This is a genomic window from Leisingera sp. ANG1, from assembly GCF_000203975.2.
Lineage (GTDB): Bacteria > Pseudomonadota > Alphaproteobacteria > Rhodobacterales > Rhodobacteraceae > Leisingera.
On the sequence record NZ_AFCF02000005.1, the window covers coordinates 152,071 to 164,754 of the forward strand.

The 12,684-nt window shown below is 65.0% G+C and carries 12 protein-coding genes; 6 read left to right on the top strand and 6 right to left on the bottom strand.

The genetic code is table 11. The annotated features are described in order from the left end of the window. The first annotated feature begins 22 nt into the window (after nucleotides 1-22). The gene (gene soxC / locus GC1_RS09230; protein ID WP_019298643.1) at nucleotides 23-1,306 is read left to right on the top strand and encodes a sulfite dehydrogenase; all 1,284 of its coding nucleotides are present in this window, start codon (nucleotides 23-25) and stop codon (nucleotides 1,304-1,306) included. Then, nucleotides 1,293-1,811 (top strand): c-type cytochrome, encoded by a 519-nt coding sequence (locus GC1_RS09235; protein ID WP_019298642.1) that lies wholly within the window; start codon nucleotides 1,293-1,295, stop codon nucleotides 1,809-1,811. The genes soxC and GC1_RS09235 overlap by 14 nt, the downstream gene beginning before the upstream one ends. A 13-nt stretch (nucleotides 1,812-1,824) precedes the next feature. Here GC1_RS09235 and GC1_RS09240 read toward each other — a convergent pair whose 3' ends face one another. Both GC1_RS09240 and GC1_RS09245 read right to left on the bottom strand, forming a co-directional pair. Next, complete coding sequence (locus tag GC1_RS09240; protein WP_019298641.1) at nucleotides 1,825-2,583, bottom strand: nuclear transport factor 2 family protein; 759 nt, start codon at nucleotides 2,581-2,583, stop codon at nucleotides 1,825-1,827. Between the two features lie 67 nt (nucleotides 2,584-2,650). Further along, a complete protein-coding gene (locus GC1_RS09245; protein ID WP_019298640.1) occupies nucleotides 2,651-3,445 on the bottom strand; it encodes an alpha/beta fold hydrolase in 795 nt (264 codons plus the stop codon). Nucleotides 3,446-3,617: 172 nt separating this feature from the next. Between GC1_RS09245 and GC1_RS09250 the strand changes: the two genes are divergently transcribed. Continuing rightward, nucleotides 3,618-4,640 (top strand): ribose-phosphate pyrophosphokinase, encoded by a 1,023-nt coding sequence (locus GC1_RS09250; protein WP_019298639.1) that lies wholly within the window; start codon nucleotides 3,618-3,620, stop codon nucleotides 4,638-4,640. Between the two features lie 53 nt (nucleotides 4,641-4,693). Here the strand turns inward: GC1_RS09250 and GC1_RS09255 are convergent, their stop codons facing one another. Next, the gene (locus GC1_RS09255; protein ID WP_019298638.1) at nucleotides 4,694-5,884 is read right to left on the bottom strand and encodes an MFS transporter; all 1,191 of its coding nucleotides are present in this window, start codon (nucleotides 5,882-5,884) and stop codon (nucleotides 4,694-4,696) included. Between the two features lie 69 nt (nucleotides 5,885-5,953). On the opposite strand from GC1_RS09255, the gene GC1_RS09260 reads away from it, so the two are divergent. Further along, nucleotides 5,954-6,355: a helix-turn-helix domain-containing protein gene (locus GC1_RS09260; protein WP_019298637.1), complete on the top strand. Its 402-nt coding sequence runs from the start codon at nucleotides 5,954-5,956 to the stop codon at nucleotides 6,353-6,355. On the opposite strand, the gene GC1_RS09265 is transcribed toward GC1_RS09260, so the two are convergent. After that, the gene (locus GC1_RS09265; protein WP_019298636.1) at nucleotides 6,352-6,702 is read right to left on the bottom strand and encodes an H-type lectin domain-containing protein; all 351 of its coding nucleotides are present in this window, start codon (nucleotides 6,700-6,702) and stop codon (nucleotides 6,352-6,354) included. The two genes, GC1_RS09260 and GC1_RS09265, sit on opposite strands and share 4 nt — an antisense overlap. A 323-nt stretch (nucleotides 6,703-7,025) precedes the next feature. Between GC1_RS09265 and nhaC the strand changes: the two genes are divergently transcribed. Together nhaC and GC1_RS09275 are read left to right on the top strand one after the other, a co-directional pair. After that, nucleotides 7,026-8,498, top strand: coding sequence for a Na+/H+ antiporter NhaC (gene nhaC, locus GC1_RS09270; protein ID WP_019298635.1), 1,473 nt, complete (start codon nucleotides 7,026-7,028; stop codon nucleotides 8,496-8,498). Nucleotides 8,499-8,571: 73 nt separating this feature from the next. Next, nucleotides 8,572-9,594, top strand: coding sequence for a GlxA family transcriptional regulator (locus GC1_RS09275; protein ID WP_019298634.1), 1,023 nt, complete (start codon nucleotides 8,572-8,574; stop codon nucleotides 9,592-9,594). Nucleotides 9,595-9,596: 2 nt separating this feature from the next. On the opposite strand, the gene GC1_RS09280 is transcribed toward GC1_RS09275, so the two are convergent. Beyond that, complete coding sequence (locus GC1_RS09280; RefSeq protein WP_019298633.1) at nucleotides 9,597-10,814, bottom strand: PAS domain-containing protein; 1,218 nt, start codon at nucleotides 10,812-10,814, stop codon at nucleotides 9,597-9,599. A gap of 115 nt (nucleotides 10,815-10,929) precedes the next feature. Then, nucleotides 10,930-12,519 carry a class I SAM-dependent methyltransferase gene (locus tag GC1_RS09285; protein WP_019298632.1) on the bottom strand — a complete coding sequence of 530 codons (1,590 nt, stop codon included), beginning with the start codon at nucleotides 12,517-12,519 and terminating at the stop codon, nucleotides 10,930-10,932. Between the last annotated feature and the right edge of the window lie 165 nt (nucleotides 12,520-12,684).

The window sequence follows — 12,684 nt, forward strand, 5'->3', positions numbered from 1 at the left end:
CAGCAAGGGAGGGGACATTCAAATGACACGATCCACCATTGACGGCGCGGCGCTGGACTATGCCGCGGGCGGCGGGCTGCTGAGCCGCCGGACGCTGCTGGCCTCAGCCGCTGCGGGGACGGCTGCGGGGCTGCTGCAGCCGCGCATGGCGCAGGCAGAGGCGGAAATCCCGGAATGGACCAAGGCCGCAGGCGCAAGGGCGCGCGGTTATGGCGCGCCGGCGGCGGCGGAATCTGCGGTGCAGCGCGCCATCATCGAACCCTGGCAGGACGTGGCGCCGGCCTTCAGCCTGTCGGGCACGCCGCACCACAAGTTGCGCGGCACCATCACCCCCAGCGGGCTGCATTACGAGGTGCATCACGGCGGCCGGCCCGACATCGACCCGGCCCGCCACCATCTGATGATCCACGGGCTGGTGGAACGCCCGCTGCAGTTCGATCTGGACGCGCTGGAGCGCTATCCAATGGTGACGGCGACCCATTTCCTGGAATGCGCCGGCAACAGCCTATTCAACGCGGTGATGCCGGAGCCGATGCAGGCTGGCTGCGACATGCTGCATGGGCTGGTGTCGAACACCGAATGGACGGGCATCCCGATGGCCGTGCTCATGGAGGAAGCCGGGGTGAAGCCCGAGGGCAAATGGGTGGTGGCCGCGGGCGCCGACGGGCCGAGCCTGGCGCGCTCGATCCCGATGGAGAAGGTGATGAGCGACGGGATGCTGGCGCTCTACCAGAACGGCGAGCGGATCCGGCCCGAGCAGGGCTATCCGATGCGGCTGCTGCTGCCCGGGTTCGAGGGCAATATGAACATCAAGTGGCTGACGAGCCTGTGGGTGACGGAGGAGCCAGTGCATACCAAGGATGAATCGGGCGAATATACCGAGATCCTGGCCGATGGCTCCTCGGTCCAGTTCACCTTTGCGATGGGGGTGAAGTCGTTCATCACCCATCCGTCCTCCACCATGACGATGAGCGGGCCGGGATTTTACGAGATTTCCGGGCTGGCCTGGACCGGCGCGGGCAAGGTCGCCAAGGTCGAGGTGTCAGCCGATGGCGGCACCAGCTGGGCCGAGGCGGCGCTGGCCGGGCCGGTGCTGCCGCAGGCGCTGACCCGCTTCAGCCTGCCCTGGCACTGGGACGGATCGCCCCTGGTGCTGATGAGCCGCGCCACCGACGAGACCGGCGCGGTGCAGCCTGCGCGCGCTGACTGGAAGGCGCGCTATCACGCCTCGAATTTCCTGCATTACAACGCCATCCAGCCCTGGCAGGTCACGGCAGAAGGAGCGGTTCAGAATGTCTATCTTTAAACCCGCCACCGCCGCCCTGCTGCTGACTGCTGCCGCCGCCCGTGCCGAAGGGCCGGGGCTGGGGCAGCCGCTGGAGGCCGCGGATATCCCGTTTTATGCCACCTATGTGAAGCCCGATGGCACCGGCCTGCCTGCAGGCAGCGGCACCGCGGCGCAGGGGGCGGAGATCTATGCCGCGAAATGCACCACCTGCCACGGGGAGACCGGCAGCGAAGGCCCGGTGATGCCGCCGGTTGGCCCCAATGATGTCTGGGCCAAGCCCGCAGGCAGCTACTGGCCCTATGCCACCACGCTGTTTGATTACATCCGCCGGGCGATGCCGCTGGAGGCGCCGAAGTCGCTGAGCGATGACGAGACCTATGCGCTGGCGGCCTTCATCCTGGAGCGCAACGGGGTGATTGATGCGGACACCGCGATGACGGCAGAGACCCTGCCCGCAGTGAAGATGCCGAACCACGGCAACTTCACCGACGTCTGGGCCAAGCAGGGCGCGAAACCCTGGTGAGGACGGGCCGGGCTTAGAACTTGCCGTTGTCGTTCTTCCACTCGCTGCGCGGGGGGATGGCCTCGATCGTGTCCCAGTGCTCGGCGATCCGACCGTCCTCGATGCGGTAGAGATCGTAGAAGCTGGTGTGGATGCCGCCCCGCTGCCCCTCGCAGGCGCAGAGGACGAAATTGCCCTCTGCCAGCACCCGGTGGAGGTACTCGTACTGGATTGCGAGCGTGCTGTTTTCTGTGGCTGACAGCGCTTCGCGCAGGGCGGGCAGGCCGTCGGTCAGATCCGGGTTGTGCTGGATGAGGTCTGCACGAACGTAATCCGGCAGCAAGTCCAGCTGCCGCTGGATCAGCACCTGTTCGGTATAGCTGCGGGCCAGGGCGCGGTTCTTTTCGGTCTTGTCCAGGTCCGTGATCTCCGTGGCGCCGTCCTGCATCCCGCGTCCGGAGGGGTTGGGGCCGCGCAGGGTTTGGATGTTGTCCCAGTGCTCCACCGCCTGCCCGTCCTCGAAGCGGAACACTTCGAACGCCGCGCGCAGGGAGGAGAAATCGTATTCGATATGGGCAAAGGCGAAATCGCCATCCTCGAACACCCGTTTGAAGGTGACGCGGGGCGAGGTCTTGGCGAGGCGGGCAAAGAGCACCGCCAGCCCCTCGCTGCCCTCGTGGGTCTGCGGGTTGTGCTGGATGTATTTCGCCTCGTTCACGACGGCGGCAGAGGCCGGGTCGCCGGTCTCCAAGCCTTTGAGGAGGGTTTTCAGCTGGTCTTTCTTCGATGCCATCTGTGCCGTCTCCTCGCTGCGGGCGGTGGTGCCTATCCTGCCCCGTCCATCGCAGTGGTGCAAAGGGTCAGTGCAGGTCCCAGAAGCTGCGCAGCAACGCTGCGGTCTGTGCCGCGTGGGTGATTGGCAGCATGTGGCCCGCGCCCGGCACCGCGGTGTGCGCGGCATCCAGGCGGCGACAGAGACTGCGGGCGATGGCGGGGATCACGGGCGGGCTGGCGGCGCCGGTCAGGATCTGCACCGGCATCGTCACGGGAGCCAGCGCGCCGGGGGCCAGGGTGCCGTTTGCGTCCTCATGCAGCACCGCGCGGCTAGCCATCACCACTGGCATGGCGCGCAGCATTGCCGCACGGGCGGGGGCTGGCAGATCGGGCCATTTCACCTCTCCGGTGCCCCACATGCGGTTGAACAGACGGGTGGTCAGTTCCCGGTCGCCTGCCTCCCATGCGGCCTCAGCCGGCTGGCTGGCCTCCTCCAAAGCGGCAAAGGCGGCGGGGTCCTCGTCGCGCGCGGCGGCAAAAAGCACCGGCTCGATCAGGGTGAGGCTGCGCACCAGATCCGGGCGGGCCATCGCCATCCTGAGCGCCACGGTGGCGCCGAAGGAGTGGCCGACGAGGTCCACGGGAACCGTCAGCAGCGAAAGCCCTGCCTGCATGTTCAGAAGCTGGTAGTTGCCCTGCCCGTCCCAGTCCGGGCTGCGGCCATGGCTGAGCATGTCGAAACCGGTGAGGGTGATTTCCTCTGCCATCTGCTCTGCCACGCCGCGCCAGGCGCCGGAATGGGCCAGAGAGCAATGCACCGCCAGAACAGACCGAGGCCCCTGGCCGAAGCTGCTATGGAACACCTGCGGGGCGCGGCTCATGCAGCTGGCCCTGCACGATGCGGGTTTTGACGAGGGGTTGTAGGGCTGCGCCTGCGTGCCACCAAAAGCTGTTTCTCCCGCTTAGAACTTTGCGCGAGGGTAAGTGCATGATAAGCGGGGTTCAATATCACGAATCTGACACATTGCCATTGCTGCCTGGGGATCACAGCCAATGCCGACCTTGAACGAACCCAAGCTGATTGCTGGGAACGCCAACCTTCCTCTTGCCCAAGCCATTACCCGCCGCATGAGCCTGCACCGCGGTGTCGACCAGGGGCTGGTGGATGCCCGCGTCGAGCGGTTCAACGACGGCGAGATCTTCGTCGAAGTTTATGAGAACGTCCGCGGCGAGGACATGTTCATCATCCAGCCGACCTCTAACCCGGCCAATGACAACCTGATGGAGCTGTTGATCATCGCCGACGCGCTGCGCCGCTCCTCAGCCCAGCGCATCACCGCGGTGATCCCCTACTTCGGCTATGCCCGCCAGGACCGCCGCACCAAGGCGCGCACGCCGATCTCGGCCAAGCTGGTCGCCAACATGCTGACCGGTGCCGGCATCGAGCGGGTCCTGACCATGGACCTGCACGCGGCCCAGATCCAGGGCTTCTTTGATATTCCGGTGGACAACCTTTATGCCTCGCCGATCTTTGCGCTGGACGTGAAGGACCAGTTCAAAGGCCAGATGGATGAGCTGATGGTGGTGTCGCCGGATGTGGGCGGCGTGGCCCGCGCCCGCGAGCTGGCCAAGCGCATCAGCGCGCCGCTGTCGATCGTCGACAAGCGCCGCGAGAAGGCCGGTGAAGTGGCGGAGATGACCGTGATCGGCGACGTGAAGGACAAGATCTGCCTAATCGTCGATGACATGTGCGATACTGCCGGCACCTTGTGCAAGGCGGCGCAAGTGCTGCTGGACAACGGCGCCAAGGAAGTGCACGCCTATATCACCCACGGCGTGATGAGCGGCCCGGCGGTGGAGCGCGTCAGCAATTCGGTGATGAAGTCGCTGGTGCTGACCGACACGATCCAGCCGACCGAGGCGGTGAAGAACGCGCCCAACATCCGCATCGTGCCGACCGCGCCGCTGTTTACTCAGGCGATCCTGAACATCTGGCATGGCACCTCCGTGTCGTCGCTGTTCGAGGACAAGACGCTGGTGCCGATCTACGAGAGCCTTTATTCCAACGGCGGCTGAGGCGGCTGTTAAATCGAATTGGAAAGCCCCGCGGTTGCGGGGCTTTTTGCTTTTCAGGCGCTGGCGCGGCGGCGGCCTGCGTGCAGGGCGGCGGCGGCTGTTGCCGCCACCAGCGCCAGCAGGGCTGCGGCAGCACCGAAAGCGCCGACATATCCCCACTGTGTGATGGCCGGCGTGCTGGCAAAGGGCGACAGGAACTGGCCGCAGAACACCGAAGCCGTGAGGATTGCGCCTGCCGTGCCGCGCCGTCCCGAGGGGGCAAGCGCCAGCGTAATGGCAACAAAACCGGGGGAGACCGTGGCGTAACCGATGCCGACAACCATGGCGCCTGCCAGGGACAGCGCCGCGCTTCCTTGCTGGGCCAGCACCGCAAAGCCCAGCGCCAGCGCGCCGTAGCCGAGCGCAAAGATTGCAGCATGCGGCAAACGGGCTTTGAGCCGGCCGTAGAACAGCGCGGCGATACCGCCGCAAAGCGACAGGAGGCCCAGCCCGGCCCCGGTCATCAGCGCGCTATCGAGGCCTTGGGCGGCAAAGAAGAACGGCAGCTGGGTCGGCATCATGAAAAAGAGGCCATTGGTCAGCATCTGCAGGGCAGAGATGGCAATGACCAGCAGCAGCCAGGCCGGGTGGCCCGGTGCCTCTGCCTGCACTGCCCCGCCGGTGCTGCGCCGGGATTCCGGGGCGTGGCGCCAGACGGTGTAAAGGCACAAGACGGCCAGCCCGTAGATCAGGAACGGCAGCCGCGGTGACAGGGTGGCGGCCAGCCCTGCGGTGCCGATGAAAACCAGCCCGCCGAAGTTGCGGGCCGAAATCTGCAGGCCGGTCAGGGCCTGGCGGCTGGCACCGGTGAAATAGTCGCCGATCAGCGCGGTCTGCGCGGTCATGATCAGCCCGACGGCAATGCCAAGGCCAAAGCGGCTGATGAGCATCAGGTGCAGGTCCGGCAGGTAATACCCCGCGGTGCCGCACAGGAGGAACAGCCAGACCCCCGCCAGCAGCACGGGCCGCCGCCCCTTGCAGTCGGTGAGCCAGCCCGCCAGCGGCGCGGTCAGCATCACCCCGAACGAGGGCACGGTGACCAGAAGGCGTACCAGGAAGCCTGCATCGGGCACCTCCGCAAATTCCTGCTCCAGCCCTGCCAGCGCCGGGCTGATGGTGGCGTTGGCCATCACTGTAAGGCTGGCGGCCATCAGCAGCGCAATGGCCTGGGGATGCCGCCAGAGGCTTTGATTGTTGCTCGTCATCAGGGATTTTCCTTGTTCAATCCGTGCAAGGCTGGCAGCCTGCAAATTAAAGTCAACTTGAGGTCAAGGATGAAACTTCTGGATATCGGCGAGGTCGCGGAACGCTCTGGCGTGGCGCCCTCTGCCCTGCGGTATTACGAGGAGATCGGGCTGATCACCTCCGCGGGGCGCAAGGGACTCAGGCGGCAGTTCGGACCGGAGGTCCTGTTGCAACTGTCGCTGATTACCTTGGGCAAGGCGGCAGGGTTTTCGCTGCAGGAGATTGCAGGCATGTTCGGCAAGGACGGCCAGCCCGATCTGCCGCGGGACCAGCTGCACGCCCGCGCCGATGCGCTGGAGGCGCAGATCCGCGAGCTGACGGTGCTGAAGGACGCGCTGCGCCATGTGGCGGACTGCCCGGCGCCAAGCCATCTGGAGTGCCCGAAATTTCGAAAGCTGCTGCGGGCCGGGTCCATCACGGCGGAGGTTTAGTCGACGTCCCAGTCATCAGCGTGGGGCAGTTCGCCGATCGCCAGCCAGGCGGCGCGCAGGCGGGCGGCGCGGCTGTCGGCCCAGGTGCGGAAGACGATATCAAAGCCCTGGCAAGTGATGTTTTCCGCCACCAGTTCCGCGCGGATCGCGGCGGAGGTGTCCATATCCCAGAGCGACACAGACACATGCACTGCGGGCGGGCTGGCAAAGGCAGCGGTGAACTCCACCGCCCGGCGCCGCACCCGCGGGCCGGCTCCGGTCCACATCTCGCCGCCATCCTCGAAATCCGAGAACACGGTAACATCGCCCTGTTCGACGCCGGTGCGGGGATTGCGAAGTCGTTTCATTCCGGTTCCCAAGCCGTTAGCCCGTTTCTCAGAGTAAGTCATACAGCGGTATAATCCAGAAACCAGCCGAAAAGCCGCGGTGCCTATGGCCTTTCTTGCAGTGCTGAGGCCAGGGCTGCCCCCTTCCTGGCGCATTGGCCCGGTGTGCCATGAGGGGAATATTCCCTCCTATCATCCGAAAATCCCCGAAAGAGGCCATTCTTCCCGAATGTCGCAATATCTGTGGATTCCGGCGCGCTGGCATCGAGTCCCCGGCGGCGTTCTCTGGTGTGTATCCGCATCCGCCAAAGTCAGGCGTTTTGACCAAAGGGAGGAGAAACCCCGTGTCACCATCTGATCCGAATATTGCCAAACCCGGTCTCGGACTGGCGCTGCTGCCGATCCTGCTGACCTTGCTGGTACTGGGCATCCAGCTGTTCTACTTCGGGGATTTCACCCCGCATATCCCGCTGGCGATCGGCATCGCCATCACCGCGCTGGTCGGCCTGAAGCTGGGCCACAAGTGGGACAATATCGAAGAGGGCGTGTTCCACGTCATCAACATCTCGCTGCCGTCGGTGTCTATCCTGATCACCGTCGGCATGATCGTCGGCATCTGGATTGCCAGCGGCACGGTGCCGACGCTGATCTATTACGGCCTGAAAATCCTGTCGCCGGAACTGTTCCTGGCTGCGGGCATGGTGCTGTGCTCCATCGTGTCGGTGTCGCTGGGCACCTCCTGGGGCACCGTCGGCACCGTCGGCCTGGCGCTGATGGGGATTGGCGCAGGCTTTGGCATTCCGATGTACTGGACCGCGGGCGCGGTGGTTTCCGGCGCGTTCTTCGGCGACAAGATCTCGCCGCTGTCGGACACCACCAACCTTGCACCCGCCGTCACCGGCACCAACCTGTTCGACCACATCCGCAACATGCTGCCGACCACCGTGCCGTCGATGCTGATTGCGCTGGCGATCTACCTGGTGGTGGGATTCACGCTGATCGACACCTCGCAAGTGTCGTTTGAGCGGATCGACGCGATCACCGCGGCGCTGGACAATGCCTTCTGGATTTCGCCGCTGATGCTGCTGCCGGCGCTTCTGGTCATCGTGCTGGCGGTGAAGAAACAGCCGCCGATCCCGTCGCTGTTTGCCGGTGCGGTCGTGGGCGGCATCATGGCGATGGCGTGCCAGGGCGCGGGTCTGCATGAGACCTTCACATTCGCCAACAGCGGGTATTCCATCGACACCGGCGTGGCCGAGATCGACCCGCTGCTGAACCGCGGCGGCATCCAGTCGATGATGTGGACGATCTCGCTGGTGCTGCTGGCGCTGGGGTTCGGCGGCGCGCTGGAGCGGACCGGCTGCCTGCAGGCGATCATCGGGGTGATCATTGCGCGGGTGAAGAGCTTTGCCGGCATCCAGACCTCGGCCATTCTGACCTCGGTTGCGACCAACACCGTGGCGGGTGATCCGTATCTGTCGATTGCCCTGCCGGGCCGGATGTATGCGCCGGTTTACCGCGGCATGAAGTACTCGCCGCTGAACCTGTCGCGCGCCATCGAGGAAGGCGGCACGCTGGTGTCGCCGCTGATCCCCTGGAACGCGGGCGGCGCCTTTGTGATCTCGGCTCTGGCGCTGGGGATTGCCGACGGCAACTTCGAGAACCTGCTGTACATCCCGCTGGCCTTTGCCTGCTGGCTGTCACCGCTCATCGGCATCTTCTATGCGATGACCGGGCTGTTCTCGCCCAAGGCAAGCGACGAAGAGATCGCGGCCTGGGAGGACAGCGGCGAGCCGGTGCAGGAACTGACCGCCTGATCCCCCCTGCGCGCCGGAGCCTCCCCTCCGGCGCGCGTTTCACTGTGAACGTCCCATCTGTTAGGTTAGTGATATGACACTCCGCAGCTTTGTCCCGAAGGGTGCGGCCAGTTTCCGGGTCGATTACGACGGGCCGCCCAAGGATATCTACTTTGTGCTTCTGCCGAAGCTGACCATGCTGGCCTTCAGCGCTGCGGTGGAGCCGCTGCGGATTGCCAATCAGGTCACCGGCAAGGAGCTGTACCGCTGGTTCCTGCTGAGCGAGGACGGCGCACCGGTGCCCTGCTCCAACGGGATCGGCATCAACACCGACATGACGCTGGAAGACCTGCCGCGGGGCAGCTTCGGGTTTGTCTGCGCGGGCATTGAACCCTCAGAAAGCGCCAGCCCCAAGGTGCTGTCCTGGATGCGGCGGCAGAATGCCCATGGCAGCCGCTTTGGCGGCATTTGCACCGGGGCTTTTGCTTTGGCCCAGGCCGGGCTTTTGCAGGAGCAGCGCTTTACCCTGCATTGGGAGAACCAGCCGTCGTTCTCCGAGTACTTCCCGGGGCTGGAGCCGACGTCGAACCTGTATGAAATCGACAAGGGGCTGATGACCTGCGGCGGCGGCAATGCGGCCACCGACATGATGCTGGAGATGATCGAGACAGATCACGGCAAGGACCTGGCGGTGATTGTCTCTGACATGTGCATCCACTTCCGGTCCAACAACCGCGAGGCGCTGCAGAAGTCGGCCTATTCGGTAGCGCTGAGCAGCCGCAACCAGCATCTGATCAACGCCATGCAGTTCATGCACGACACCATCGAGGAGCCGGTGGAGGTCGGAGTGGTGGCGGAGCACGCGCAGATTTCGCGGCGCCAGCTGGAGCGGCTGTTCCAGCGTTATGTCGGCACCTCACCGGTGCAGTTCTATATCGACCTGCGCGTGGGCCGGGCACTGGCGCTGCTGAATGAGACCAACATGACGGTGGCAGAAATATCCGCCGCCACCGGCTTCAGCAGCGCGACCCAGCTGTCGATCCGCTTCAAGAAGCGGTACGGGCAGTCGCCTGCGTCCTTCCGCAAGAGCTGGGCAGAGAAGGCAGCCAAGGAGTAGGCTCAGCCCTCGTCACTGGCCAGCGCGGTGCTGAGTTCGCTGATCTTTTCCAGCCGGGCCGAGATCCGGTCCTGAAAGCGCCCCAGCTCGTCGATGATGGTGTTCAGGGTCTCGCCGACATTGCCGAGCCGGGCGCATTCGATTTTGCACAGCACCCGGGTTGTGGTCAGCGCCATGAAATGGCGGTGCAGGGTCTGGCACGCCTTCTGGATGCGGTCGGCCTCGAAGCGGACGTCCTGCAGGCTGCTCCGCGCCTTGCTGAACTGGATACCGGTAAGGTCGCTCAGAATGCCCTGCTCGCGGGTGATGTCGGTCGCCGCGCTGCCGTCTTCCTGCTCCAACTGATGGCCGCATTCGGTCAGGATGCGGGCCAGCCCCTCGACAAAGATGGCCGCCGTTACCGTACCCTTGATGGCGCGGAAGTTGCTGTCCTTGCCCCAGACGTGCGCCTCAAACCAGTCCGACATGTCGCGCGACATGGCGCTGTAATTCTGGGACAGCACTGTCACCGGGCCGCCGGCCGGTTCGATGCGCGAGGCAATGACCCGCAGGTTATGAGGGATGGTGCGCATCGATTCAAACTCCTGCACCAGCGCCTCGGTCTCCGCCACCAGCTGCCCGGCGGTGGAATGCATTGCGCGGCGTTCGGCGAGACGTGCGCATGGCGGGCGTTTCAGGCCCGCATCACGCGCCAGCAGTTCCTCAGCCAAAGCGTGGCCGGCAAAGTCGCTGTAAGTGGCAAAGCCCAGCTCGCGCAGGCGGGCCAGCAGCCGGGCAGCGCTGTCCTCGGGGCTCAGCTCCTCTGCCAGTTCGGCCTGGCGCAGGGCGGCGTATTCCTGCTGCACTGTCTTGAGCAGCGGACTGGTCGGTTTGATGCGGGCGGAGAGATAGCCGCCGTCGCAAGGGGTGACCACTGCAAAAACCCAGTAATAGCTGCCGTCGCTGGCGCGGTTCTTGACATAGGCGCCAACGGTTTCGCCGCCCTTGATCGTATCCCACAACAGCTGGAACACCGCGCGCGGCATGTCCGGGTGGCGGATCACCTTGTGCGGCGCCCCCAGCAGCTTTTCCAGCGGGTATTTGGCGACCCGGCTGAACACGGCATTGCCGGCCTGGATCACACCGCGGGGATCGGTGCGGGAAAAGAACACTTCATCAAGGGCAAAGGCCGATTCCCGGCCCGTGGATTGAGCAGCCAGCGCGCGGTCTTCAAAGGACACGTTTCGGTTCCTGTAAGTGGTTGTCTTGTACCGGTCCTGTTTACCGGCCAGTGCTTGCCGAAATGCTAATGAGGGGCGGATGGCGCATGTTTTCCCGCCCCTGCATTCCCGCGATTCAGGCCGCGGCGTTCTGCGCCTGCGCCGGGGCCTGGCGGCTGTCTTCCAGCGTCACCCCGAGGCTTTCGCAGAGCGGCAGGCGGCGGGCTGCGAAATTACCCGCACGGGCACGCAGGAGGGCGAGGTTTTCCTCCTCCGTCTCCAGCACCCGTCCGTCGTGCTGCAGGCGCTGGCCCTGCGGCGCCAGAATGCGCCAGGCCAGGGCGGCCCAGTCCGCGGGCGTCTCCAGCCCCTCGCTGCGGGCAAGAAGAAACAGCTGCTCGAACCGGTCCAGTTCCACCCCGCCGCCGGTGACGGGTGAAGCGAGATAGCGCAGGGCATCGCTTTCCTCGGCCCGCTTGCAGACCGCGAGGTTGAAGGCGCGGCAAGCGGCGGTGCGGTGCTCCAGCCCCACCTGCGGCAAGGCCGGGGCGATCTGGCCGGTGCCGGCCAGCACCGTCAGCATCCGGGTTATGGCGCCCCACTCCATGGTGCCGAAGGCGCCCTGATCCAGCAGGCTGCGCACCGTCGCCGGGCCTTGGGAGAGCGCCTGCAGCACGGGCGCGTATTCTGCCTGCGCCAGCGGCACATCCTGACTGCGGTGGTGGAATTTGAGCGCGCCGCCATTGTAGGGGCGGGTCAGGGCCAATGTTGTGGCAAACCAGGCGCCGATTTCACCGCGCGGGGTATGCGCCAGCCGCCCTTTGACAAAAACATCGGTGCGGAAGTGCTCGTTCAGCAGCACATCGCGCAGGCCTTCGCGGCGGACCGGGTCGCTTTCGCTGTCCAGCAGGGCGCGTTGTTCTGGCGTGAAGCGGACACAGTCGAGATTGTCCATCAGGCTGACGGAGCCTGCAAAGCTGAGCTTGGCAGTGCCCAGTTCGGCAGCAAGGTCCTCGAAGAAGAAAGGGGTCCAATCCTTGTTGAAATACTCATGCGCCACATAGTTTTCAGGCATCGACGCCATATGCTCAAGGCGGGCAGCAACCGCCGGGTTCCGTTCGAAATAACCGCCACCGGCACCGGCCAGCTGGCGGCCAAACGCCATCGCTTCCCTGATCCGGTCTTGCAGGGTGCCCCGGCCCTGCTCTGCCCGGCTGGCCAGGATCCGGCGCAGCGGCATCGCGGCGGCCCAGCCGGGCTGGGTGTTGCTGCTGACATAGACCAAGCCGCCCGGTTTCAGCCGGTCGGCAATGAAGCGCAGGATATGCTGGCGATTCTCCTCTGACACCCAGCTGTAGACCCCGTGCAGCGCGATGATGTCGAAGGACGCAGGCAGGCCGGAGGTATCGCCGAAATCCTCGAAGCTGCGCTCGTGGAAGAACATGTTGTCCAGCGCCGCCTCCTGCGCCAGCTCGACGGCGCCTGCGATATGGGAGGGGCTGAAGTCCATCGCGTGAAATTCGATATGCGGGTTGGCGGCAGCCAGCAGGTTGGCGGAGAACCCCTGGCCGCAGCCCAGCTCGCAATAGGTGAGGCCTGCGCCGTCCAGCCCGTGCCGGTGGCCCTGGGCGGTTGCGGTGAAGCCCAGCAAGGCTGGGGTCAGCTGGCGGTGGAAGTCGAAGGTGTAGTCGATGCCGGCGACATAGCCGGAGGTCCAATCAGTCACGGGGAATCCTGCTGGTTAGGTAAACGTCATACAGGGCAATTTCGGAAAATTTGGTGAGAATTGGGTTAAGGCTTGGGTGATTTGAACAGCAGCCGGGGACGGTGGCGAAATGCGGAAAAGGATCCCTGCTGGCGGGATACGCTGCCCGTCTCAAGGGCAGATCCG

Coding starts and splice junctions, on each gene's coding strand:
- soxC (WP_019298643.1), top strand. CDS start 23: ATGACACGATCCACCATTGACGGCGCGGCGCTGGACTATGCCGCGGGC.
- GC1_RS09245 (WP_019298640.1), bottom strand. CDS start 3,445: ATGAGCCGCGCCCCGCAGGTGTTCCATAGCAGCTTCGGCCAGGGGCCT.
- GC1_RS09260 (WP_019298637.1), top strand. CDS start 5,954: ATGAAACTTCTGGATATCGGCGAGGTCGCGGAACGCTCTGGCGTGGCG.
- GC1_RS09265 (WP_019298636.1), bottom strand. CDS start 6,702: ATGAAACGACTTCGCAATCCCCGCACCGGCGTCGAACAGGGCGATGTT.
- GC1_RS09275 (WP_019298634.1), top strand. CDS start 8,572: ATGACACTCCGCAGCTTTGTCCCGAAGGGTGCGGCCAGTTTCCGGGTC.
- GC1_RS09255 (WP_019298638.1), bottom strand. CDS start 5,884: ATGACGAGCAACAATCAAAGCCTCTGGCGGCATCCCCAGGCCATTGCG.
- GC1_RS09235 (WP_019298642.1), top strand. CDS start 1,293: ATGTCTATCTTTAAACCCGCCACCGCCGCCCTGCTGCTGACTGCTGCC.
- GC1_RS09250 (WP_019298639.1), top strand. CDS start 3,618: ATGCCGACCTTGAACGAACCCAAGCTGATTGCTGGGAACGCCAACCTT.
- GC1_RS09240 (WP_019298641.1), bottom strand. CDS start 2,583: ATGGCATCGAAGAAAGACCAGCTGAAAACCCTCCTCAAAGGCTTGGAG.